The sequence below is a fragment of the Sphingobacterium sp. UBA7855 genome (genome assembly GCA_002500745.1).
Taxonomy (GTDB): domain Bacteria; phylum Bacteroidota; class Bacteroidia; order Sphingobacteriales; family Sphingobacteriaceae; genus Sphingobacterium.
This window is the reverse complement of the sequence record DLST01000011.1, coordinates 145,360-167,975: the sequence shown is the minus strand read 5'-3', so window position 1 is coordinate 167,975 and position 22,616 is coordinate 145,360. Positions and strand designations below refer to the sequence as shown.

Genomic DNA, 22,616 nt, shown 5'->3' with positions numbered 1-22,616 from the left:
AAAAATAGCGATAATGGAGGAATATAAGAATAAAGTCGTATTGATCAGTGGGGGACTTGGTGATATCGGAAGGGCTATGGCTGAAGCATTTTTGACCCAGCAGGCAATTGTATGCATCTCGGATCGGTTTGAACCACAGGCGGCGAGAGCGCAGTGGCCCTTGTTGGAAGATGCTGGAGCACGTTTGTTTTATGATCAGGTCGATGTTGCAGACGCCAGGCAGGTGGACGCCTGGGTGAAACGCATAAGGCAGGAGTTGGGCGCAATATCCATCTGTATCGCGAATGCCGCATGCGTCACTATTAAAGATTTCAGCACGTTAAGCAACGAGGAATGGAAGAATGAAATGGCCGTTAATCTCGACGGTTCATTCTTCTTGGCGAATGCTTGTGCAAAGTCATTTGTGGAGAATGAGATCGCAGGCTCGATCATTTTTATGGGTAGCTGGGCTGCACATGCCGTACATCAAAATTTACCGGCCTATAGTGTCTCTAAGGCGGGCCTGCGGATGCTTTGCCAAGCCATGGCTCTTGAATATGCAGCATACGGAATTCGTGTCAACGAGATTGCACCAGGTTATGTCAATGCGGGGTTGAGCAAAGTGGTCTGGTCATCAAACGCCGAACTTCAAATGAAAGCAAAGGCTGTGGTGCCACTTGGTCAGATTATAGAAGCCGAAGAGGTTGCTAAACAGGTGCTATGGATCTGTTCGGACAATTGTAAACATATGACTGGTGCCGCAATTGTGATGGATGGTGGACTGTCTTTGATTAGACCTTAATGTATGAAACAGAAAGACCTCTTGAAAGAAACGACGGGTAGTTTGTACGGACGATTTGGACTTAGCCAATGTGATATTACTCCACCGATCGGCATCTATTCCCGTAATTGGGGGGCGGCTGCATTTGACCGGGCAACGGCTGTTCATCAGCCTTTGATGATGCATTGTCTATATATGCAATCCTGCGATGGCTTGCCTGCAATTCTGTTAACCGCTGATTTAGGCTGGTGGAAAAATGCAGCTGATGAACAAAATTTACGATTAGCATTGCTCAGTCATTTCAATCTGGCTGAATCGCAGCTGATTTTTGCGCTATCGCATACCCATGCGGGGCCTAGTATCTGTTCGACAGATGCAGCGCAACCTGGAGGTGAACTGATTTTGCCGTACCTTGAATTCCTCAAACAACAGGCGATATCTTGTGTTGAAATGGCACAAAATGGGTTATTTAAGGGAAGTTTAACCTGGAACTATGGTGTATGCGATTTGGCCAGCAACCGCGATCTGGAAGTAGATTCTCATTATTTGATTGGTTACAATCCATTGAAAGCAGCAGATACAACCTTGTTGGTCGGACGGCTGTATGATGAAACTGAAAGCTTGAAAGCGGTTATTTGTAATTATGCATGCCACCCAACCAGCTTTGCTTACGAGAATGATCTGCTCTCGCCTGATTTTGTGGGCGAAATGCGAAATACCGTAGAGCGTTCGTTATCCGTGCCTTGTCTTTTTTTACAGGGCGCATCAGGTGATTTAGCTCCACGGAGACAGTATGTAAAGGATCCAGCACTGGTCGAAGCCAACGGAAAGCAGTTGGGTTATGCTGTTCTCGCGACGCTGGCCCAGGAACAGCATAGTCATAAAAACTGGGTTTTTAAGGAATCCTTGATTTCGGGGGCTCCACTGGCCTGTTGGGGATTTCGGGAACAGACCGCTCCAATCGATTTTAAGCAAAGGGTATTATCTGTTAAAGTGCCTTACAAAAAACTGCCTAGTCCCGAAGCAATTTTGAATGAATACGAACGCTGTACGGATCGTGTTATGAAAGATCGCCTTTGGCGGAAATATAATACCCGTAAATCCATTGGCGATCAACAGGAAGCTATTATTCCGGTGTGGATCTGGAAAATGGGGGATGCCGTGTTGGTGGCGCAGGCCAACGAAGCCTATTCCTGTTATCAAATCGAAGTGAGAGCCCAATTTCCAGATCATACGATCGTTTTTATCAATATCGCGAATGGCTATGTGGGGTATCTCGCACCGAAGGAGCTTTATGATAAGAATATTTATGCTGTGTGGCAAAGCCCCTATGCCAGCGGCGGTCTTGAAATACTTATTGAACAAACTAAATTAGGAATTCAAACATTATTGACCGATGAAACTGGATTGGATTGATGTCGTTATTTTTGCCGTATATATTATTGGTATAGTGGTATTGGGCTTATACGCTTCGAAAAAAAACTCCGCCTCGAAGCGGGATTATTTTCTTGCAGGTGATAAGCTGCCCTGGTGGATGATTGGCGGAAGTATCATCGCCGCAAATATCAGCAGCCATCATCTCGTTGGCGCTATGGGGGCTGCTTATAGTCGCGGTTTTGTGGCGATCACCCTGGAATGGGGAGCGATTCTCATCGGTTTTAATGCATTGTTATGGATATTTCTCCCTTTTTATATCCGCAACGGTTTCTATACGATTCCTGAGTACCTCGAAAAAAGATACGGCAACGCTACCCGCGTGTTGTACGCTATTTTGATCCTGTTTACCTATGTTTTTGTGGAGATTGGCGCCGTTCTTTATTTGGGCGGTCTGTCGCTGCACGCTTTATTCGGCATTCCTATTTTATACAGTATTTTTGGAATGGCAATTTTGACCGGTTTATATACCGTTTTAGGCGGTTTAAAAGCGGTGATATGGACGGAGATGGTACAGCTTGTCATTTTGGTGCTGGGCGGAATAGTATTAACTTTTGCCACCATTGATGCGGCAGGAGGGTTTCAGTCTGTGGTAGAATCCTCCAAGGATTGGAAAATGTTTTATCCCGCATCTGATCCTGACTTTCCCTGGACGATGTATTTAGGCGGACTGTTGTGTATCAGCGTGTTTTATTGCGCTACGAACCAATTTATTGTGCAGCGCGTATTGGCTGCAAAAAATGAATGGCATGGGCGCATGGGGGTCATCTTTGGTGACTATCTTAAATTTTTGGTTCCCTTGATTATTACTATTCCGGCATTGGTGGCGCCAAAATTCCTGCCGCATCTCGATCAGCCCGATTTACTGTTTGCGACACTCGTGGAAACCTTATTGCCCAAAGGTTTGGTTGGCTTGGTGATGGCGGGGTTAATTTCGGCCATCATGTCCCATATTTCAGGAGCGATCAATTCCTGTACAACAATTCTGACCGTTGATATCTATAGCCAGTATATTAATAAAAATGCAAGTGACTACGAAGCAGTCCGTTTTGGTAAGCGCGCCGGAGTCGCTATTATCGTGCTCGGAATCATGAGTGCGGTTGTACTGATCAGTTATTCGGATAAACCAGTTTTCCTTTATTTGATGAATCTATACGGTCTTTTTACGCCAGGCATTGCAACAATGTTTTTAATGGGGGTTTTTTGGAAAAGAACGACATCGCAGGGTGCTTTGACAGCAGGTTTACTGACAATTCCCCTTTCTTTACTTTTGGAATACGCCTTACCTGAAATGCCGTTTTTTAATAGAACAGGTATTGTATTCTGGACTTGTATGATTGCTTGCGCAGTAGTCAGTTTGTTGACACCTGCGGTCTCAGAAGCAAGGTTAAAAAATCTTGTGTTGACCGGCGATTCTTTTCAGGTACCGGTTCAGGATAAAGCCGCTTACCGTGGATTTCGAAATCCGACGGTATGGTGGATAATTATAACGGTATTGGTGCTCTATTTTTATGTACGTTATTTTTAGCTTAACTTGTTGAAGTGTTAAACTTTTAAAACTTATCCAGATGATCGAGCCAATACGGAAAGAATTAAATACCAAGATAGAGACCATTTTTCCGAAAATCGTTGCAATACGCCGACATATCCATCAGCATCCTGAATTGTCCTTTCAAGAATACGAGACAAGCGCCTATATTCAGCAACAACTCGGGGAATTGGGTATACCATTTGAGATTGTTGCTCAAACAGGTGTTGTGGCTGTGCTAACCGGTCAAAAATCGGCGAGTGATGATATTGTGGTATTACGGGCAGATATTGATGCTTTACCGATAGACGAGCAAAATGATGTGGGATATAAATCGAAGAATAGTGGTGTCATGCATGCTTGTGGCCATGATTTTCATACGGCTAATCTATTGGGGGCGGCGTCCATATTAAATGATTATAAAACGGAATTTTCCGGTAAAATTGTTCTGCTATTTCAGCCTGCTGAGGAAAAGATTCCTGGCGGAGCGATTCAGGTTTTGGAATCCGGGATTCTGGAATCTTTTGGTGGAACGATTAAAGCTGTGCTGGGTTTACATGTAAGTCCCCGTGTTTCTGTAGGAAAAGTCGGTTTACGTTCCGGGCGATTTATGGCCTCGAGCGACGAGTTCTATTTCACCATTAAGGGACGTGGTGGCCATGCTGCGGAGCCACATCGGGCTGTTGATCCCATTATGATCGGCGCTCAGTTACTCACCACATTACAGCAAGTTGTCAGTCGGAAAGCCAACCCTGATGTACCGTCTGTATTGACCTTTGGTCGTTTTATTGGAGATGGTGCTGCCAATGTTATTCCCGAGGAAGTTAAATTAGCCGGAACATTTCGTACAATGGATGAGGTGTGGCGCAAGGAGGCGCTGGAAATGGTTGCTGAAATAGCGGCAACGCTTCCTGTATCGCTTGGTGCAAAGGTAGAAGTTGAAGTCCGGCATGGTTATCCCGCGCTTTATAATGATCCCGCGTTAACGCAAAAAGTCAAAACAATTATTGCGGAGACGATGGGGAATAGTGTGCCACAAGATCTCGAAATCTGGATGGCAGCCGAGGATTTTGCTTATTATTCTTATCGTTATCCCGCCGTGTTTATGTTGATAGGCACAAATAATGACGATTCTGCCACACAATATGGTCTTCATAATCCACAGTTCAATCTGGATGAAAAGGCTTTCGAAACATCAATAGCTGTTTTAGTCAATGCAGCTATTTCCCTTTTGAATGAATCAAATGAATAGAAAAAAATTCTTGATGTCCTCCTTTGCATTTGGATTATCCTATTTCGTTAATGCGAATAATAAGGTGTTCTCTGGGCATGATAACGTAAAAAAGATAGGGATCATTGGGCTAGACATTACACACGCTGTTGCTTTTACAAGAGCGATTAATACGGCTGCTAGCAACCATCCCTACGGAAAATACAGGGTTGTTGCGGCTTATCCCTACGGAAGCAAAACAATTCCCTTAAGTATTGAGCGTATTCCGAAAATTACAGCTGAAGTGCAACAGCTCGGTGTTTCGATTGTATCAAGTATTGCCGAGCTATTGAAAAAAGTAGACTATGTGTTTTTGGAGACAAATGATGGAAATCTTCATCTGGAGCAGGCACTTCAAGTAATCAAAGCTAAAAAACCTTTATTTATCGATAAACCAATAGCGAATTCCTATAGGGACGCTTTCCAAATTTTTCAAGCGGCAAAAAACTACGGTTGCCCTGTTTTTTCATCAAGCTCCTTGCGTTTTATTACCGGACTTCAGGAATTAGATAGGACTAAGGTAATAGGCGCAGATGTCTATTGTCCGGCAGTAACGGAGCCTTCGCATAAGGATCTGTATTGGTATGGAATCCATGGGGTCGAAATGTTATTTGCATTGATGGGACCGGGATGCCGATCGGTAAAAACGATTCAGGAACAAGGTACCTCGTTTTATGTTGGGGAGTGGGCGGATGGAAGAATTGCCTCACTTCGGGGCATTCGCGAGGGAAAGGATGATTTTGGGGGAACGGTTTTTTTGAAAGATCAGATTGTCCATTTGGGACAATTTATGGGATACGGCCCATTGTTAGATAAAATCCTTCCATTTTTCGAAACGGGTATAAGTCCGGTTGACGAAAAGGAAACCCTGGCAATATGCGCATTTATAGATGCAGCCGAAGAAAGTAAATTAAATGGCGGAAGTACCATTCAGCTTCAAAAATAAGCAGCGCCGATCCGAAATATGGATAAAAGAGTACCGTGATCATAAGCTGAGTGCCGTGATCAAAAGCGCGCTATTGAAGATCGCAACGAGAGAGGCAACGTCTGTTGCCCTACCAAGATCCTGTTTTGAAAAGAAAAAAGTACCATGGGTAGAAATGATAGGAAAAAGGTTAAACGAAGTCACACTTTCAGCTATTGACCACTCAGACTAATAGGATAAAATGATCGCCTAATTAATCGTGATACTGTTCTAAAAACTGATTGATCTGATTCGTCAGACCGAAAGATTCTGTTTCCAATAAATTGATTTCAGCCTCTATTTCGGTGGTCGTTGGTGATAAGGTTAGCTTTTGGTACACCTGAATGTCCAGTTCCAAAACAGCTAATTGCAGGGCTAATAGATGCTTCCCTTCGTTCGTATGGAGTTTCAGTTCGTTGAACGCATGTTTTAAACGTTCCAGTTCAGCAATTGATTTTTCACAGTCATTTTCATCCGCCTTGCCAAAGTTCGGATAGGTTTCACCCAATGTACGAAAAGCATCGAGGTATTCTTCCTCTGACATTTCATAAATATTCGAATAGAGCATATTGTACGCATCGATGGCGTCATAGGTATCCGCATCCATTAAGTCTTCGCGATAGTTTTCGACCAATTGGTTGATGTCCTGAGATTCAATTTGTAAAATTGACTCAATATCTTGTTTAATAAGATTGGCTAATTCCATGCTTTATGCTTAAATAAATCAAAGTCTCCCTCAGCCTACAAACGTGCTGGAAAAGAATTTCGTGAATATGGTATAGACAAAGATCCTATTTTATCGTAAAATTTCAATCCCTATAATCCGCTAATTTCTATGAAAACTAGATGAACATGATCGTTACATAGATTTTTTTAAGTTATCTGTCTGATTTAAAGCATTATACATTCTATTTTTGCTTTTATGAGTAAAAAGTACTCAATATATTTTGAAGCGTTAAATTTAATCTTCATATTTGTTGAGTAAAAAGTACTCAATAGTATACAGAAAAATTAGAAGTTATGATTGTATTAAATAAGCATCAGATAGTCACAGAGCAATTTCCAAATGGGGAGACAAAAGTGAAAGATTTTGATCAGTTGATCTTAAAGAACAATCTCATCGAATTTACTTATCAAGGGGATGGCGATTTGATCCGCTTGCTTTTTGTCAAAAAGCGATTGGACGAGGTTCCCTGCGAATCTTGCCGTCTACTGATTCGTTATATGCCTTATAGCCGTATGGATCGTAAGATTGAAGGCGATTTGTTTACCTTACAGTATGTGGCAGACTTTATAAATAGTTTACAATTTGATACGGTATCTGTTGTCGAGCCACATTCCAATGTGACGTTGGAGTTACTGGCGAACAGTGTGGGAATTTATCCGGCACTGGACTGGTTGCCACAATTAATGGAAAAACTTGATTTTTCAGATCAAGATCGGATTGTTTTTCCGGATAAGGGAGCCGCGGCACGATATATCAACAGTGGCTATGAAAATAGCTGCATTTTTGAGAAGAAGCGAAACCCTCAAACAGGCCGAATTGAAGGGATGGAGCTCAAGGCTGGGGATATTCCTCCCGGCGCAAAATGCATTATTGTCGATGACTTGTGTTCTGCAGGTGGAACCTTTCTTTGGGCAGGGAAAATTTTGAAAGAAATGGGAGCCAGTGCAGTCTATCTTTTGGTCACACATTGTGAACCTCGCATTTTTAAAGGCGCATTGCTGGATGATGATTCACCGATAGCCTGTGTCTTTACCACCAACTCAATGATGGATACGGTCCATCCTAAAATAAATTATATCAACTTAACAAATGAGCACCATGTTTAAATCGATGAACAAAAACCCAATCCTTTGGACAGATGGTTACAAATTATGTCATAGGGATCAATATCCGGATCATACACAATGGGTATACGAAACCTGGACTCCACGCATGTCACGCCTAGATGGTATCAATCATGTTGTTTTCTTTGGACTTCAAGGGGCGCTAGCCGAAATCACCAATTCATTTGACGAGAACTTTTTTGCACAGCCGGAAGAAGAAGTTGTTGCTGTGTATGAGGAAGCAATAGCAGCTGTTTTTGAAAATACAAACGCAAAGTTCGCATCTATGCATGAATCAAAGCATGTCCGCGATCTGCATCGATTGGGTTATCTCCCAATCAAAGTAAAAGCTTTGCCCGAAGGTAGTCTAGTGCCTATCGGTGTGCCGATGTTTACGATTGAAAATACGCATCCGGATTTTTTCTGGCTGCCAGGATATCTGGAGACACAGCTATCTGCTTATATTTGGTCACCGATGACTGCGGCGACCATAGCGGATCAATATAAAAGAGTATTAATGGGCTTTGCGGAGAAAACGGGCGACGTCAATAAAGTTTTCACGCAAGCCGGAGATTTTTCCATGCGCGGTATGGGTTCTCCCGAAACAGCTTATCGTACAGCAGGTGGGCATTTGTTAAGCTTTGGTGTTTCGGCAACACTCTCTGTCAGGGAGTATCTGAAATCCTACTACCATGCAAAAAGTGATGTGATGATGTATACCCCATCTACGGAGCACAGTGTAATGTGTTCCTATGGCGCAAATGAAGTGGAAGCTTTCCGGCATCTCATCACGAATGTATACCCAAGTGGAAATGTCTCCATTGTATCGGACACTTATGACCTGTGGCATGTAGTCGATCATGTTTTGCCTCAGTTGAAGAATCTTATTATGGCAAGAGAAGGTAAAGTCGTCATCCGTCCCGATAGTGGCGATCCGGTAAAAATTATCTGTGGGGATGCAGAATCTGATAGCAGTACTGTTCGGAAAGGTATTGTCGAACGTCTATATGAACTTTTTGGGGGCACGACCAACAGCAAGGGATTTAAGGAGCTGGATTCACATATCGGCGTGGTGTATGGCGATTCCATTACGGTGGATAGGGCCAATAAAATCTGTCAAGGTCTGCTTGATAAGGGGTTTGCTTCCACCAATGCCATATTGGGAATAGGCTCTTACACCTATCAATATGTCACACGCGATACTTTTGGTTTTGCCTTAAAAGGAACTGCCGAAATTGTCAATGGAGAATTTAAAGCAATTCAGAAGCGCCCCGCTACAGATACTGGAAACTTTAAAAAATCGCAAAAAGGTATGGTGGCTGTCGTGTTCGAAAATGATGAGTATCGTTTAATAGACGACCTGAATCCACAAACTGTAGCTGAATTAGAAAATAGAAACATGCTGCAAGACTTCTATTTAAATGGTGAATTTATTCACACGTCTAGCTTTGATGAAATAAGAAATAGATTAAAAACCGAAACAATTCGAGTATATGGAAAATAGCGTAAAAAAACCGTTTTTCATCCAGGATGAAAACGTAGCAAAATATGCACAATTAATGGCATCTTGGATTGCTCAGCAAGTGAAGTCGGCCGGCCGTAAAGGACTTGTATTGGGAATGAGCGGTGGTATCGACTGCAGTGTTGTGGCTTGTTTATGCCGCCTTGCACAAGTAGATGTACACTTGGTTATGATGCCGTATGGCAGCGATATGAATACTAGTAAAAGTCATCAGCATGCGATGGAGCTTATTCAGAAGTTTGATTTTCCCTATCATGTGTATGATATTCAACCCGCGGTTGACGCCCTGATGATCCAGCACGAGGAGTTTATAACGGAAGCCACAGCAGCAAACAGAGCCTTGAGTCTGGCCAATATCCGTCCACGTGTGCGAATGACCTATTTGTATCAATTTGCGCAGCTGGGTAGCAGATTTGTCATCGGCACAGGTAATATGGCCGAAGCTACCGTAGGTTATTTTACAAAATGGGGCGACGGCGCCTACGATCTGAATCCCTTGGCGATGGTTACCAAACAGGAAGTGTATACCTTGGCAAAATACCTGGGCGTACCCGAATCTATTCAGTATAAAAGTCCGTCTGCCGGCCTTTGGGAAGGACAGACGGATGAAGATGAACTGGGAATGACTTATGCGCAAATCGATGGGTTTATTTTGAAAGGTACATCGGGTGACCTTGTAATAGACGAAGTTATTCGTAAGCGTATTGCGCAATCTGCACATAAATTTGCTGCCATACCTACTTTTAAGGGGTAGTTTTAACTGCTTAAATAAACTAGCGCATGCGCTCAACTGGCGCAGATTGCGAAGAAGACTAGTGTTTTAACGCAATAAATATTGATTTAAAGAAAATGAATAGCATGAAAACATCATTTGATCAGATTGTCGATGTGCAAGATATTGCCAGCGGCAAAAGTGATAAAATACCGGCAATGCTGGCCTTGGCAAAAGAGGAAAAGGTCGAGCCGGCAGCCCTGGACGCGAAACGATCCCTGCTTTTGGCAATAGATGTTCAGAACGACTTTATGGAATCTATTGGGAGCCTTGCCGTCAAGGGGTCTAAAGGAGATGTTCAGCGCCTAACACACTGGATGTACCGCAATTTGGGTTCCCTTACACAAGTGATGTGCAGTCTTGATTGTCATTCGATGATGCAGATTTTCCATGCCGACTGGTGGGTGGATGCGGCGGGAAATCATCCGGAGCCATTTACCATCATTCGCTATGCGGATGTCCGCGATGGTCTCTGGCGCCTTGCCAATGGCCATAAAGCCTTAGCACTCGATTATCTCCAGCAGCTGGAATCTGCAGGTAAAAAACAATTGTGCATCTGGCCATACCACTGTTTGGAGGGAACCTGGGGTGCGCAGCTTGAGAGTCAATTTACGAATATGCTCTATTTCCATAGTGCGGTGCGCAAGGTAAAACCGATCTTGGTTTACAAAGGACAGGATCCGTACACGGAGATGTATGGTATTATTAAAGCCGAATACGATGACAATAAATTCGTAAACCATGCTGTTCTTGAAGCAATATGCGCATACGATGCCATTTATATTGCAGGGGAGGCATCAAGCCACTGCGTATTGGCTTCGGCACTGCAGATTTTGGAATATTTTGAACATGATCGGTCAATTACCTCCCGTATTACTTTATTGATAGACTGCATGTCGCCGATTGCCGGATTCGAAGAGCAAACGCTACTGCAGTTTGATGCACTTAAAGAAAAATACGGGATACAGCTCAAACTGTCAACAGAAGTAAATTTGTAGCACATGGCAAGTTCAACAAAACAATATACCTACGCATATGCCAGACCGGCCGTCACGGTGGATTGTGTCATCTTTGGCTTTGATAAAAATCAGCTCAAGGTATTATTGACCAAACGGGCAATAGAACCTTTCTTGGGAAAATGGGCATTTCCTGGCGGTTTTATCCAGGAAGAAGAAACAGCCGAAGACTGTGCCCTTCGTAAGCTGTGGGAGGAGGCCGGTCTCCAAGATATTTTCCTTGAACAGCTATATACGTTTTCAGACTTAGCACGTGATCCGCGCGGAAGAGTGATCAGCATTGCTTATTATGCACTTGTAAAGCCTGAAGCGTATATGTTGAAAGCAGGTGTAGATATTGAAGCGGTCAAGTGGTTTGGTATTGATGAAAATATAGATCTCGCCTTTGATCATATGCAGATATTGAATACCGCCATCGAAAGACTCAAGGGGAAAATACGTTACCAGCCGATTGGTTTTGAACTTTTGCCCGAACAGTTTACTTTGCCCGATTTGCACAATTTGTATGAAACTGTTCTGCAGCGCTCAATCGACCGCGGGAATTTTCGAAAAAAAATACTCAGCATGGGGTTATTAATCGACCACAGCGATAAGCAAAAAGATCGGCGTGCAAGGGCCGCGAAAATCTACAGTTTTGACAGAATAAAATATAAAGAACTTACTGAATCGGGTTTTTATTTTGAAGTATAGGTTTTAACGAGCTGAGCAGGCGGTAAAGAAATTAGCTACTGCCTGCTTTTATTTCTGTTGGGTTCTTTCAAGATCTTATGCAAAGATTTGGGACATATTTATTGTAGTACGTTATTTTAAGGTAGCGTCTGTTAGGTAGCGTGACGTTTAGCTAGCCCTGAAAATCACCGCAATCGTGGACTTCGAACTGATCGATCAGCGCTTTCTGTGTGTAGTATTTTGCGATACGTTTGTTCTTTAGCAAAAGAGCATCCCCCTTTATTTTCAATTCGAAAATAGGTTCTTTCTCTACTCGCTTGAAGATAAATTCATTGTGCTGAGTTTTTAGGATTAAGACCCCCTCGCTGCTGGTATAGGTGAAATTCTTGATCTGGTGGATTTCATTGGAATCACAGACGTTGACGAGATGAAACTGTTCTTTACTGATTTTGATTTCTGCAAGATCACAGGCATAACATACTCCGGAGAATTCGATCCCATATTTTTTAAAACTATTTTTGCTTTCCGGCTGAAGAACGGTAATGGGATAGAGTTGCTTGAAAACCGTAAGGTCATCAGTGGATAGGGAGGTTTGGTCTTTAAAAAGCAATGCCACGCAGGGCAGAACAATAATCTTTAGTATTAATTTCATTGTCGTTTCTTTTAGTAATGATTGTCGTTGATGATAAACATATGGATTGACATGTAGTTTTCATTATTCGATCTCGATACATTTTTTTTAGAGACCGAAAAAAAATCCCTGTTTTCCGCTAATCGAAAAAACTGATAAATGCAGTATTTTTACCACAGTTGCACGAGTCACAGGATGATTTAGATCAATGCGACAGAGACGAAAAAAAGAAAAATTAACACATGGCACATCGCATTTATATTTATAATGTAAATCTCAAGACCAAAGAAACATACCCTTTTTATCTGGCCGAATGGAATTACGAAATTCCCATCCTCATGCGGCCTTTATTATCGGCCAATATCCGGTCCAAAGGTAGCCAGCTTTTTGCAAATAAGAAAGATGGGATCGCGAAGCTTCGCTATTTTTATGCGTTGTTGGCCGATAGGTACCAATTGCATTATAAAAAAAAATATTATGAGCCTGTGAACCGAATGTTTGAATTTTTGGAAGCATTGCCTTTCGATACATTTCAGATCGATGGACGGGATGTATTTAGCATGAACGCGGAGAAAGATACCCTGCAGGCCAAAGCATGGGCCGATGAAATCAGCATGCAAGCCTTATTGTATGAACAAGCTGTCGATGAACAATCCTTAGATCCGTTGGGCGCGCTGGTGGAAACTTCTGGCTATTCTTCTTTTTTGGATGCTCTTCAAACCGATTGGATTGATTACGGATTGGGATTATGGTCGGAAGAGCTCTTGCGGGACAAAGGAGCTGAGGTTTTCGAAGCAGGTGGAAAGAAAGGATTAAAAAATGCGAATGGTAATCTCCTGATTCCGGCAATATATGATGAAATATTCGAATTCAATGAAGAGGGTATCGCTGTAGTTGAAGCAAATGGACGATTCGGCTATATCGATTCAAGCGGCGCAGAATTGATATCTTGTCAATATAGCGATGCTTTTGATGCCAGGTATATCAACGGAAATAACTACGCAGAAGTGGAAGTGGCAGGAAAACGCGGAGTACTACATATTGATAGCAGACAGCTGAGTGTACCTGCCTTATACGATGAGCTTGACTGGATCGCATATGGTTTTTTAAATGCGAGGGAAGGGGAGGGCAACATTCTCCTTTCGGTTGAAGGAGAATTCATTATTTCAGATCCTGCGGCCGAACCTTTTATGTATGACTATAACAAGCTGTTCTATAGTCCACAAAAAGGAACGATAAAAAGGAAATATTATCTCATGGACGGTCAGTACTTGGGGACTTTTTTGGAAGGTAGCCTCCAGCCGTTAGCCAATCGATATTTTTGGATTAAACCCAATAAGCTACAACAAAAAATCACTGTCATTCAACCCAATGGTAATACCTTGGATGAAGGAATCGACCGGATTATGGTGTTAGAAGGCTACCGAAGTATCGCCTATCTCAAGACGAAGAAATGGCAGATTTATTCGCTTGAACAAGAGATATTCCGACTGGAGGATAGTCTGATAGAAAATGTCGCAGTAGATACTATACAGCAGTACCGTAAAGATATTTTTGTCGTACGCTGCTCCCACACACAGGGGATTTATGATGCGCATCGCGGAGAGTGGTTACTTGAACCTGCCGATGTCTATCAGAAAATCGAACATTGCTTTTTGGATTTTATGCGCATACACTGCCCTCAGGGAATGTGCTATTTCGATACGAAGCTTAAGTTTTGTAGTGAGCTTTATGATTATATCTGTTCGCCTTTTCACTATCCAGCGCCTATGGCTATCTCAGGCGAACTCCTGTTGCTTTTTAAGGGAGAGAGGCTGTTTTATCTTGACTTAAGCCGAAATGTGATAGAAATACCTGAGACGGCATTCGAATATTTATATACTGAGCGCTATCAGCTACAGGGACGCGATCAAAGCTATTTTGTACAGTTTCATCAAGCCTGGATGAAACGTAAGGGGGGATGGATATGAACAGTATTTCGATAAGGAATAATGACAAATATCGCTATCATACAGGGAAGAAAAACGTATTTAATAAATTAGTTAAACATAATAAGTAACATCATGTTATCATCAGCAAATATAGATTTCAGCGGCATTCTAATCGATTTGATCACGATTGTTTTTTGTGGATTTGGAACAGTTTATACGCTAGGGGTGGGTATTATTCATATTGTGAAGAAGAAAACACGAACCGTAGGGTATTATTTGCTGTCGTTTCTACTTTCAGGCCTTATTGGGGTTGCTATTGCAGGATTAATGGCCTTTCTATGGGTATTGTCACTTTAATAAAGCGTGATGTTGTCGTTGGCTTTATTGCAATAATCTTTTATCAGTGAAATGATCATTGCGACAAAGCCAACGCTATTAATGGTTTTTGGCATTGGCAATGTGCATGAGGTGATGGTTGCAATGCCAGGCATATAAACCAATGTTTACCTTTAAAGAGATCAACCTTTTGGTGGCTGGATGAATAAATCCTCTTTCTAGCTGTTCATTGGTTAGGCTTTTGAGCAGAATCCCCCAACGTTCATGTAGGCCTTCAAGCAATTTTACCGAACTTTCGATGGGAATTATCTTGGCATCTGGAAGGTCGGCCCACAATTTTTCTTCATATAATTTGATGGTAGGGTCTTCTTCTGTCAAGGCCAATTTGAATCGGATGAAGCTGTTCATATGGCTGTCAGCACAGTGATGAACAACCTGACGAATGGTCCACCCATCGGGGCGGTAGCGTTTCTCCAGCATATCGTCCGTTAGATCCCCGACCTCGGACTTTAATCTAGTTGGAAAATCTGTAATTGTTTTAATCCAGTCATTCAATAGTGTGTTGTCGATAGCATCTGGTATGGCGAAGCGACCGATAGGATATCTGAGTTTTTCTAATTCATGTTGCATAGTCTAAAATTAATTAAAATAAACGCAAGATTCCTAATACTTATAGCGATGGTTTAGTAAATATTTTCTGGTATTTGTACTTATGCTCGTGCAATTTGGATGCGATAAAGAATTGTGGTAATTTCGGCAAAATTGATCAGGACATGGAAGTTCCATTCGGTTGGTGGGCGATTGACCATGCAATAAAAAGCAAAAAATGAAAAGTCTAAAAGAATTGATAGATACAGGTAATACTGGATGGAAGCTCGTGCAGCGTTGGATGAAGGAAGCGACAAATTCATATGAAGTGCTTACCCGCGATCCAAAGAGAGCTGATGAAGAACTTTTACGGGCACAGATCACCACGAAATCTCCCATGGGAGCCATTATCCACCAGACTGGTGGCATTTTAATCGAGGGAGGCTGGCTACGAATTTTAGGTTCAGGTTCGCCAAAGCTCAACCGCGGAATTATGGAGTGGAATAAAGGGAAAAGTTTTGTTAAGGAAGGTGAAAAGGGTGGTTTTCTACTCATTGCTGATGACGTTTTGGGTGGCTACTTTGCGATCAATGCAGGGGCTCTAGGCGATGCTATTGGACAGGTTTACTATTTTGCGCAAGATACTTTAGAATGGGAGAGCTTGGAATGTGGCTATTCGGATTTTATCTTTTGGGCATTAAAAGGGGATGTCGCAAAGTTTTATGAAACGTTCAAATGGAAAGGCTGGAATGACGATGTGAAATCTCTAAATGGTAATCAGGTATTTTCGTTTTACCCGTTTCTATGGACGGACGAAGCGCGGGACTTTCGAAAAGTAGACCGTAAGTCTGTGGCTATTGACGAGAACTACCACTTTACCATGGAATTTGCAGGCGGACGTTAATCAGTTATTTTGAGAGTAGCCAAAATTGAGCCGTTTAATACCAGTGCGGTAACAATTCGAAAGCAGTCGAAAATCATATTGCATTTGCAGAATACCGCTAAACTTTAATTAGTCGATAAAACAAACCTTATGTTTTATCGACTAAAAAATCAGATGGAGTAACAGCAATCCTATACAGATTTATTTTGAAGGCTAAAGCTCACTTCGTTCAGTCTAACAATTTGTATTTGGATTCCCTCAGCGAGTGCAAGTTGGGTTGCCGCTTCCTTTCCTAATTTAAGTATGTGAAAGCCTCTGCCCCGATAGGTAAAATTACATTCATACTCACCAGCATTGATCATAATCCTTAATTTTTGAGATTTGGTTGGAAACAAAGGTTTAAATTCCTTTGTGATCCGGATCTGTGTCTTTTTAACATCATCCGCAGTGATCTTATTGCCTTCCGAAGGGAATAGCATACTGCTAGGCAAATCCCCTGATGTTGGAGCAGTCACTTCTATTTTCTGTTCCGGCGCCGCAGGGCTTTGCACAATCTCTTTTGGCGTTATTTCAGCAAGTACTTTATCCTGCCGTTTCCCGGGCCTTCCTTTTTTTCTACCGTTTTGATTTGCTGGTTTGTCTGTATGTTCCGTTGTAGTTGTACTGTTCGAAACTATTTTTGGTTCACTATCTAGCGGCGGTGTAGGGATTACAGCGGACAAAGGACGCTTAATGATGTTGCGGATATAATAGTGTTTGATACGCGATTTGTCCGTGTTCCTTTCCTCAATTTCAAAATCTTCTTTATACGCTTTGAAAAGGTGGGACATCTTATCGTATCCGTAATTGCGCGCATCAAAGTCAGGCTTCCTTTTATTAAAAAGACTTCCAATCTCTCCCAGGAATGCCCAGCCATTTTCATCCGCTGTATCATCCACAGTGTCTTTCAAAAGTTCTAGGGTTTCCTCATCTAGTACTGCTATGCTCGTTACATTTTCAACAGGATTTGGTTTAGGCTGAGTTTGCTGCTTTTTCTTTACTACCGTTTCTTTCTTTTGATTTTTTTCAAATATTTCGACGTAAATGAATTTATCACAAGAGGCGATGAAAGGCTTAGGAGTCTTTTTTTCACCAATACCAATAACAAGCTTACCCGACTCCCGTAAACGTGTGGCTAAACGGGTGAAGTCACTATCGCTTGAAACGATACAAAATCCGTCCACTCTGTCCGAATGCAGAATATCCATCGCGTCAATAATTAATGCCGAATCGGTCGAATTTTTGCCTTGTGTATAACTGTATTGTTGGATTGGAGTAATAGCATGGGTAAGAAGTTTGTCCTTCCATTTTTCAACGTAAGGATTGGTCCAGTCTCCGTAGATGCGTTTGATGGTTGGAATTCCATATCTTTTGACTTCATTCAAAATCTCTTCGATCTTTCGATAAGATACATTGTCCGCATCAATTAGTATTGCGATTTGCAAATCCCCATGTTCTGCCATATATTTCGATTATATTTCCACTATTTAAATTTGTTATTTATACATCTGAGTACTTTAGTCCCAATATATCCGCTAAAAATACAGTATTGTTGAAGAACTTCTCTCATTTTTTGAGAATTAATTTAAGCACTATTCTTCGAGAACAGGCAATCAGTAAATTTTGTTTTGTAATGAGCGTTGTTGAAAAACGGTTGATAGACCTTAAAAGTAATAAAAAAAGGTTTTCAAACGGGGAGAATGAAAACCTTAAATAACCAATTATAAACCTAAATTATGATGATACAAAGATAGTGTAAATGTTACACCTCTGCAAATCTTATTTCATTTTTTTTTAATTGCCTTTGATATTTGTAGCTAAAGAGCTACGGATAGGTCGTCTAACTTAGAGCTATCAATCCTTAAGCATATCAAATTCAATATATGTTGCATTATTCACATCATGAAAGATCCGTTGGGTAGCTTTCTGAAAATCAGCTTTGGTAGCGGTATATGGCGCTAAGAATACCTGTGGATTTCGTTCTGCTAGCGGAAACCAGGAGTTTTGTACCTGAACCATTATTCGATGTCCTTTTTTGAACGTATGTGCCACATCTGGCATTTCAAAATTCACCTTTTCGACCATTCCTGGCGTTAGTGCCTCTGCTTTTTCAAAACCATTTCGATATTTTCCGGCCATAATTTCTCCGCGAACCATCATTTGGTATCCGGCCATTGTTTTTCCTTGATAGCTCGGCGCATCATTCGGATAAACATCAATCAGTTTAACGACATAGTCTGCATCGGTACCCGTTGAGGAAACTTTAAGATGGTTTTTGACGGGACCAACAATCGTAATATCCTCAGTCAATGGCTCTGTTTGATATACCATTACGTCAGGACGGCTGGCTGCAAAGCGCTGGTCGTCGACCATATATTCCCGCGTTCGGTTTTGAATTAATCCACCCTGATGTGGGACGGGCTTATTGGGGTCAGTTACATATTCATCCCAGGAATCTGTACGCTGCACTTTGTCAAATGCCAGTTTTCCCTGAGGATGGAAGTAGAGTTTTTTTGTCTCCACATTTTTAGGAGGCCATTGTTCAAAGTGTTTCCATTCGTTGGTGCCCGATACAAAAATAGTAGCTTCTGAAGGAGTGAAATTCCCTTCACCTTTCAGGTAAAATTTGAAAAATGGTTGCTCAAATTGGTCCTGATACGTTATGCTGGTTTTTTTATCAAATTGAATATCTCCCAGAAAGTTTCCCTCTGATCGTACCCAACCGCCATGATACCAAGGCCCGGCAACCAAAATCGAATTGTTTTTTTTACTTTTATCTTCAATCGATTGATAGGTCTTAAATGTTCCATAGGCATCTTCAGCATCGAAAAAGCCCCCGACGACCATCACTGCTGGTTTCACTTCCTGTAAAGCATTGGTAATTACACGCGATTTCCAAAAATCGTCATAATCGGGATGTTTAAATAGGTTATTCCAGAATTGAACAGAATCCCCAAAATATTTTTCTTTAAGTTCTCGTGCTGTTCCAGCTTCTAAAAAGAAGTTGTATTTATCCGCTTCTTCAATCTGGATTTTGCTTTTAAATTGATCTGGCGTGATGGGCTTGGGGCGCGGGACGCCAAAGGTTGACATAAAGCTAAACGCATCCTGCAGAAACAAAACCCCGTTATGATGGAAGTCATCGCCGATATACCAATCTGTTACCGGAGCCTGGGGGGAGACTGCTTTTAAGCTTGGATGTGTTTTGACAAGCCCTACAGTAGAATAGAAGCCCGGGTAGGAGATTCCGTAAAGCCCCGCGTTACCATTGTAGTTTTTAAGATTCTTGCGCAACCATTCCAGTGCATCGTAGGTGTCTGTACTTTCATCGATTGCTTTTTTATCTTTGCTGTATGTAGTCGGACGTATATCCTCAAAATCACCTTCACTCATCCACTTACCGCGCACATCTTGATAGACGAAAATATAGCCGTCACGCATCATTGCCGGAAAGTTTCCTAGACTTTTCTTATATTCATTTCGCCCATAGGGAGAAACAGTGTAAGGCGTTCTGTTGAGCAAAACTGGATATTTCTTCGACTTATCTTTTGGACTATAGATCGCAGTAAACAATTTTTTACCATCTCTCATTGGTATTGTCACTTCAGTCTTTTCATAAAAATCTCTAACGTAAGCAGAGTCGGCAGCTGTTTGCGCATATAAGTGGCTGGCACATAAAAACGTTAAGGTGAGGTACGAAATCGTATTTTTCATTTAGATAATTATTTGTTCGGTACTTACTCGGTGTAACCTTATTTTACACTAGATTGTTTACTAATAATGCTGTAGAATTATTGCGGGTATTAGATTTTAAAACTAAAGGTAGTGCTAGTAACGCCATTTTCCAATTTTATTGTCATATTTGTGAGAAATAGAAAAGGAAAAATTGACCAGTTTTTTAGAAATAAAAACTTTTTTTGTTTTGAATTTGGATTAGTTTTCGAATGTTGATATATTGAGTAGGATTAGTAGGAGGTTATTTTTCGATTGACAGGTTTAGCCAAAATCATTAAATCTCAGTGAGATGGTGTAGTTTAATACGAATAGTAATTGTTTTTCAGGTTATTTATTTAGGTCTCAAGTCGCATTATTATCGATACTTTTCGCGATTTTTATAAATATAATGCCAAGTGGTATGAATTATGTTTTTTTAAGCTAATTTTAAGAATTATTTTATCATAATACATCAATTAAATAACAATTTAAGTATATAGAATTAATATGGGACAACAAGTGAAAGATGCCAATGGGAAATTGGGTATTCTTATTCCGGGATTAGGTGCTGTGGCTACAACATTGATCGCTGGTGTGGCATCTATAAACAAAGGTTTTTCAAAACCAATCGGATCTGTTTCTCAACTGAGCAGAATTCGTCTGGGTAAACGCACTGAGAACAGAAATCCATTAATCAAAGATTTCGTCCCTTTAGCAAAATTGGAAGATGTAGTTTTTGGCGGATGGGACGTATATGAAGATAACGTATACGAGGCTGCGTCAAAAGCACAGGTATTGGAGCAAGGTCAATTGGATGCTGTTAAAGCTGAATTGGAGGCTATCCAACCAATGAAGGCTGTGTTTGATCGTAATTTTGTTAAAAATTTAGATGGAACACACATCAAATCTGAAAAAACACGTCGTGAATTGGCAGATGCCGTACAACGTGATATTCGTGAATTTAAAGAGAAAAATGGATTGGACCGCGTCGTATTGGTATGGTGTGGCTCTACAGAACGTTATATAGAAACTAACGAAGCTTTTTCAACTTTAGCTAAACTGGAAGAGGCTTTGGATAATGACGATCAGCGCATTCCGCCAAGCATGATTTACTGTTATGCGGCTTTAAAAGAAGGTGCTCCTTATGTCAATGGTGCACCAAATTTAACGTGTGATGTGCCAGCAATCATTGAGCTAGCACACGAAAACGGGGTAGCTATTGCAGGTAAAGATTTTAAGACAGGTCAAACATTAATGAAAACGATCGTAGCACCGGGGCTTCAAGCAAGAGCTTTAGGTGTTGAAGGTTGGTTTTCGACCAATATCTTGGGTAACCGTGATGGATTGGTATTAGATGATCCGGAAAATTTCAAAACAAAAGAGGTCTCTAAATTATCGGTATTGGAAGAAATTTTAGATGCAAAAAAGAATCCGGAACTGTACGGTGACCTTTATCACAAAGTACGCATCAATTATTATCCTCCGCATGGTGATAATAAAGAATCTTGGGATAACATCGATATCTTCGGTTGGTTGGGTTACAAAATGCAGATTAAGATCAATTTCTTGTGCCGTGATTCAATTTTAGCAGCTCCAGTTGCGTTGGATTTAGCACTTTTTATCGATCTGGCTCAACGTGCAGGTATGTCAGGTATTCAAGAGTGGTTGTCCTTCTACTTGAAATCGCCTCAAACGGCCCCAGGTTTACCTCCAGAACATGATATCTTCAAACAATTAATGAAATTGCAAAATACATTGCGTCACATTATGGGTGAAGATTTAATCACGCATTTGGGATTGGATTATTACCAAGAGCTAGTAGATAGCATTCAATAAGCGACCTTAATAAGATGGGGGAAACAATTGTTAAAGACAGTTTTTCCCCTTTTTCTTCAACACCATTGATGCGGTTGGAGACTTGATATAACCCTCTGTAGGCTTTTGTGTTTATCAACGCAGAGCGAATGACGGGGGTTTTGCTTTTTTTAATAAATGATTTTATTTTGCAATTAGAAGAGATGGAATTTGCTATTATAGCAGCGGGAGAAGGTTCTCGATTGCGAAAGGAGGGATTCAATTTACCGAAACCCTTGCTACCATTACATGGAGTTCCATTAATTGAACGATTGATTCGCATATTTGCCAAAGAAGGAGCACAAAAAGTTCATGTCATCATCAATAAACAATCTCCGGAATTGAAATTGTTTTTGGAAAAAACGACTTTTGCATTACCTATTGTGCTGCTCGAGGAAGATACTGAAAGTTCCTTACACAGTTTTGCTTTGCTTGTTAAAAACAATCCTAATTGGGCTTCCTGTTGTCTTACAACAACCGATACGGTTTTTAAGCCACATGAATTTCATGCTTACTTAGATGATTTTCATCAACATAAAAATGCAGATGCTTTTATGGCTGTTACCCCTTTTATTGATGATGAGAGCCCTTTGTATGTCAATACCAATCAACAACTTGAAGTGGAAGCTTTCTTAGATAGTTCGACAACCGAAACGAGGTATGTTTCTGGTGGAATTTATTGTTTCCGTAAGGCCGCCATGGATTGTGCATTAAGTTCCGTTGCTGCTGGAAATTCGAGAATGCGTAATTTTCAGCGTGCTTTACTGGAAAATAGTTTGAAAGTTGAAGCATTTGTGTTTGAAAAAGTCGTCGACATTGATCATCTAAGAGATCGAGAAGTCGCTGAACAATTTTTGAGTGAGGAAGTTAGTTAG

General features: G+C 41.3%; 21 protein-coding genes. 16 read left to right on the top strand and 5 right to left on the bottom strand.

Translation table 11 applies throughout. From position 1 onward, the window contains the following. The first annotated feature begins 13 nt into the window (after nt 1-13). The 6 genes from B2107_RS09505 to B2107_RS09480 are packed head-to-tail and all read left to right on the top strand — an operon-like array spanning nt 14 to nt 6,149. Nucleotides 14-781 (top strand): SDR family NAD(P)-dependent oxidoreductase, encoded by a 768-nt coding sequence (locus B2107_RS09505; RefSeq protein ID WP_293955344.1) that lies wholly within the window; start codon nt 14-16, stop codon nt 779-781. Between the two features lie 3 nt (nt 782-784). Next, the gene (locus B2107_RS09500; protein WP_293955342.1) at nt 785-2,176 is read left to right on the top strand and encodes a hypothetical protein; all 1,392 of its coding nucleotides are present in this window, start codon (nt 785-787) and stop codon (nt 2,174-2,176) included. Beyond that, nucleotides 2,157-3,722, top strand: a complete 1,566-nt coding sequence (locus B2107_RS09495; RefSeq protein WP_293955340.1) for an SLC5 family protein — start codon at nt 2,157-2,159, stop codon at nt 3,720-3,722. Before B2107_RS09500 ends, B2107_RS09495 begins: the two co-directional genes overlap by 20 nt. 40 nt (nt 3,723-3,762) lie before the next feature. Further along, entirely contained in the window at nt 3,763-4,974 is a 1,212-nt protein-coding gene (locus B2107_RS09490) for a M20 metallopeptidase family protein (protein WP_293955338.1), read from the top strand. Next, on the top strand, nt 4,967-5,938 hold the full coding sequence (locus tag B2107_RS09485) for a Gfo/Idh/MocA family oxidoreductase (protein WP_293955336.1): 972 nt from the start codon (nt 4,967-4,969) through the stop codon (nt 5,936-5,938). The genes B2107_RS09490 and B2107_RS09485 overlap by 8 nt, the downstream gene beginning before the upstream one ends. Further along, on the top strand, nt 5,907-6,149 hold the full coding sequence (locus B2107_RS09480) for a hypothetical protein (protein ID WP_293955334.1): 243 nt from the start codon (nt 5,907-5,909) through the stop codon (nt 6,147-6,149). Before B2107_RS09485 ends, B2107_RS09480 begins: the two co-directional genes overlap by 32 nt. 21 nt (nt 6,150-6,170) lie before the next feature. Here B2107_RS09480 and B2107_RS09475 read toward each other — a convergent pair whose 3' ends face one another. After that, nucleotides 6,171-6,662 carry a hypothetical protein gene (locus B2107_RS09475; protein WP_293955332.1) on the bottom strand — a complete coding sequence of 164 codons (492 nt, stop codon included), beginning with the start codon at nt 6,660-6,662 and terminating at the stop codon, nt 6,171-6,173. A 314-nt stretch (nt 6,663-6,976) separates the two neighbouring features. On the opposite strand from B2107_RS09475, the gene B2107_RS09470 reads away from it, so the two are divergent. From B2107_RS09470 to B2107_RS09450, 5 genes are all read left to right on the top strand, one after another. Further along, nucleotides 6,977-7,789, top strand: a complete 813-nt coding sequence (locus B2107_RS09470; RefSeq protein WP_293955330.1) for a hypothetical protein — start codon at nt 6,977-6,979, stop codon at nt 7,787-7,789. Between the two features lie 4 nt (nt 7,790-7,793). After that, the gene (locus B2107_RS09465; RefSeq protein ID WP_293955328.1) at nt 7,794-9,290 is read left to right on the top strand and encodes a nicotinate phosphoribosyltransferase; all 1,497 of its coding nucleotides are present in this window, start codon (nt 7,794-7,796) and stop codon (nt 9,288-9,290) included. Continuing rightward, nucleotides 9,280-10,062 carry an NAD(+) synthase gene (gene nadE / locus B2107_RS09460; RefSeq protein WP_293955326.1) on the top strand — a complete coding sequence of 261 codons (783 nt, stop codon included), beginning with the start codon at nt 9,280-9,282 and terminating at the stop codon, nt 10,060-10,062. The genes B2107_RS09465 and nadE overlap by 11 nt, the downstream gene beginning before the upstream one ends. 104 nt (nt 10,063-10,166) lie before the next feature. After that, on the top strand, nt 10,167-11,078 hold the full coding sequence (locus B2107_RS09455) for a hypothetical protein (RefSeq protein ID WP_293955324.1): 912 nt from the start codon (nt 10,167-10,169) through the stop codon (nt 11,076-11,078). Nucleotides 11,079-11,081: 3 nt separating this feature from the next. Next, the gene (locus tag B2107_RS09450; protein WP_293955321.1) at nt 11,082-11,786 is read left to right on the top strand and encodes an NUDIX hydrolase; all 705 of its coding nucleotides are present in this window, start codon (nt 11,082-11,084) and stop codon (nt 11,784-11,786) included. A 151-nt stretch (nt 11,787-11,937) separates the two neighbouring features. Here the strand turns inward: B2107_RS09450 and B2107_RS09445 are convergent, their stop codons facing one another. Beyond that, entirely contained in the window at nt 11,938-12,417 is a 480-nt protein-coding gene (locus B2107_RS09445) for a hypothetical protein (RefSeq protein WP_293955320.1), read from the bottom strand. Between the two features lie 221 nt (nt 12,418-12,638). On the opposite strand from B2107_RS09445, the gene B2107_RS09440 reads away from it, so the two are divergent. Then, on the top strand, nt 12,639-14,366 hold the full coding sequence (locus B2107_RS09440) for a WG repeat-containing protein (protein WP_293955318.1): 1,728 nt from the start codon (nt 12,639-12,641) through the stop codon (nt 14,364-14,366). Between the two features lie 93 nt (nt 14,367-14,459). Then, complete coding sequence (locus B2107_RS09435; RefSeq protein ID WP_293955316.1) at nt 14,460-14,684, top strand: hypothetical protein; 225 nt, start codon at nt 14,460-14,462, stop codon at nt 14,682-14,684. A gap of 78 nt (nt 14,685-14,762) precedes the next feature. Here B2107_RS09435 and B2107_RS09430 read toward each other — a convergent pair whose 3' ends face one another. Continuing rightward, on the bottom strand, nt 14,763-15,293 hold the full coding sequence (locus tag B2107_RS09430) for a YfiT family bacillithiol transferase (RefSeq protein ID WP_293955314.1): 531 nt from the start codon (nt 15,291-15,293) through the stop codon (nt 14,763-14,765). Nucleotides 15,294-15,489: 196 nt separating this feature from the next. On the opposite strand from B2107_RS09430, the gene B2107_RS09425 reads away from it, so the two are divergent. After that, nucleotides 15,490-16,155: a DUF2625 domain-containing protein gene (locus B2107_RS09425; protein ID WP_293955313.1), complete on the top strand. Its 666-nt coding sequence runs from the start codon at nt 15,490-15,492 to the stop codon at nt 16,153-16,155. 170 nt (nt 16,156-16,325) lie between these two features. Here the strand turns inward: B2107_RS09425 and B2107_RS09420 are convergent, their stop codons facing one another. Both B2107_RS09420 and B2107_RS09415 read right to left on the bottom strand, forming a co-directional pair. Next, a complete protein-coding gene (locus tag B2107_RS09420; protein WP_293955311.1) occupies nt 16,326-17,636 on the bottom strand; it encodes an NYN domain-containing protein in 1,311 nt (436 codons plus the stop codon). Between the two features lie 391 nt (nt 17,637-18,027). Beyond that, nucleotides 18,028-19,887 (bottom strand): CocE/NonD family hydrolase, encoded by a 1,860-nt coding sequence (locus B2107_RS09415; RefSeq protein WP_293955309.1) that lies wholly within the window; start codon nt 19,885-19,887, stop codon nt 18,028-18,030. Nucleotides 19,888-20,394: 507 nt separating this feature from the next. Here B2107_RS09415 and B2107_RS09410 point away from each other — a divergent pair. Further along, nucleotides 20,395-21,723 (top strand): inositol-3-phosphate synthase, encoded by a 1,329-nt coding sequence (locus B2107_RS09410; protein ID WP_293955307.1) that lies wholly within the window; start codon nt 20,395-20,397, stop codon nt 21,721-21,723. Between the two features lie 167 nt (nt 21,724-21,890). Continuing rightward, complete coding sequence (locus B2107_RS09405; protein WP_293955305.1) at nt 21,891-22,616, top strand: nucleotidyltransferase family protein; 726 nt, start codon at nt 21,891-21,893, stop codon at nt 22,614-22,616.

Coding starts and splice junctions, on each gene's coding strand:
- B2107_RS09490 (WP_293955338.1), top strand. CDS start 3,763: ATGATCGAGCCAATACGGAAAGAATTAAATACCAAGATAGAGACCATT.
- B2107_RS09475 (WP_293955332.1), bottom strand. CDS start 6,662: ATGGAATTAGCCAATCTTATTAAACAAGATATTGAGTCAATTTTACAA.
- B2107_RS09485 (WP_293955336.1), top strand. CDS start 4,967: ATGAATAGAAAAAAATTCTTGATGTCCTCCTTTGCATTTGGATTATCC.
- B2107_RS09450 (WP_293955321.1), top strand. CDS start 11,082: ATGGCAAGTTCAACAAAACAATATACCTACGCATATGCCAGACCGGCC.
- B2107_RS09505 (WP_293955344.1), top strand. CDS start 14: ATGGAGGAATATAAGAATAAAGTCGTATTGATCAGTGGGGGACTTGGT.
- B2107_RS09480 (WP_293955334.1), top strand. CDS start 5,907: ATGGCGGAAGTACCATTCAGCTTCAAAAATAAGCAGCGCCGATCCGAA.
- B2107_RS09435 (WP_293955316.1), top strand. CDS start 14,460: ATGTTATCATCAGCAAATATAGATTTCAGCGGCATTCTAATCGATTTG.
- B2107_RS09440 (WP_293955318.1), top strand. CDS start 12,639: ATGGCACATCGCATTTATATTTATAATGTAAATCTCAAGACCAAAGAA.
- B2107_RS09455 (WP_293955324.1), top strand. CDS start 10,167: ATGAAAACATCATTTGATCAGATTGTCGATGTGCAAGATATTGCCAGC.
- nadE (WP_293955326.1), top strand. CDS start 9,280: ATGGAAAATAGCGTAAAAAAACCGTTTTTCATCCAGGATGAAAACGTA.
- B2107_RS09465 (WP_293955328.1), top strand. CDS start 7,794: ATGAACAAAAACCCAATCCTTTGGACAGATGGTTACAAATTATGTCAT.
- B2107_RS09445 (WP_293955320.1), bottom strand. CDS start 12,417: ATGAAATTAATACTAAAGATTATTGTTCTGCCCTGCGTGGCATTGCTT.
- B2107_RS09500 (WP_293955342.1), top strand. CDS start 785: ATGAAACAGAAAGACCTCTTGAAAGAAACGACGGGTAGTTTGTACGGA.
- B2107_RS09415 (WP_293955309.1), bottom strand. CDS start 19,887: ATGAAAAATACGATTTCGTACCTCACCTTAACGTTTTTATGTGCCAGC.
- B2107_RS09495 (WP_293955340.1), top strand. CDS start 2,157: ATGAAACTGGATTGGATTGATGTCGTTATTTTTGCCGTATATATTATT.
- B2107_RS09470 (WP_293955330.1), top strand. CDS start 6,977: ATGATTGTATTAAATAAGCATCAGATAGTCACAGAGCAATTTCCAAAT.
- B2107_RS09430 (WP_293955314.1), bottom strand. CDS start 15,293: ATGCAACATGAATTAGAAAAACTCAGATATCCTATCGGTCGCTTCGCC.
- B2107_RS09410 (WP_293955307.1), top strand. CDS start 20,395: ATGGGACAACAAGTGAAAGATGCCAATGGGAAATTGGGTATTCTTATT.
- B2107_RS09425 (WP_293955313.1), top strand. CDS start 15,490: ATGAAAAGTCTAAAAGAATTGATAGATACAGGTAATACTGGATGGAAG.
- B2107_RS09420 (WP_293955311.1), bottom strand. CDS start 17,636: ATGGCAGAACATGGGGATTTGCAAATCGCAATACTAATTGATGCGGAC.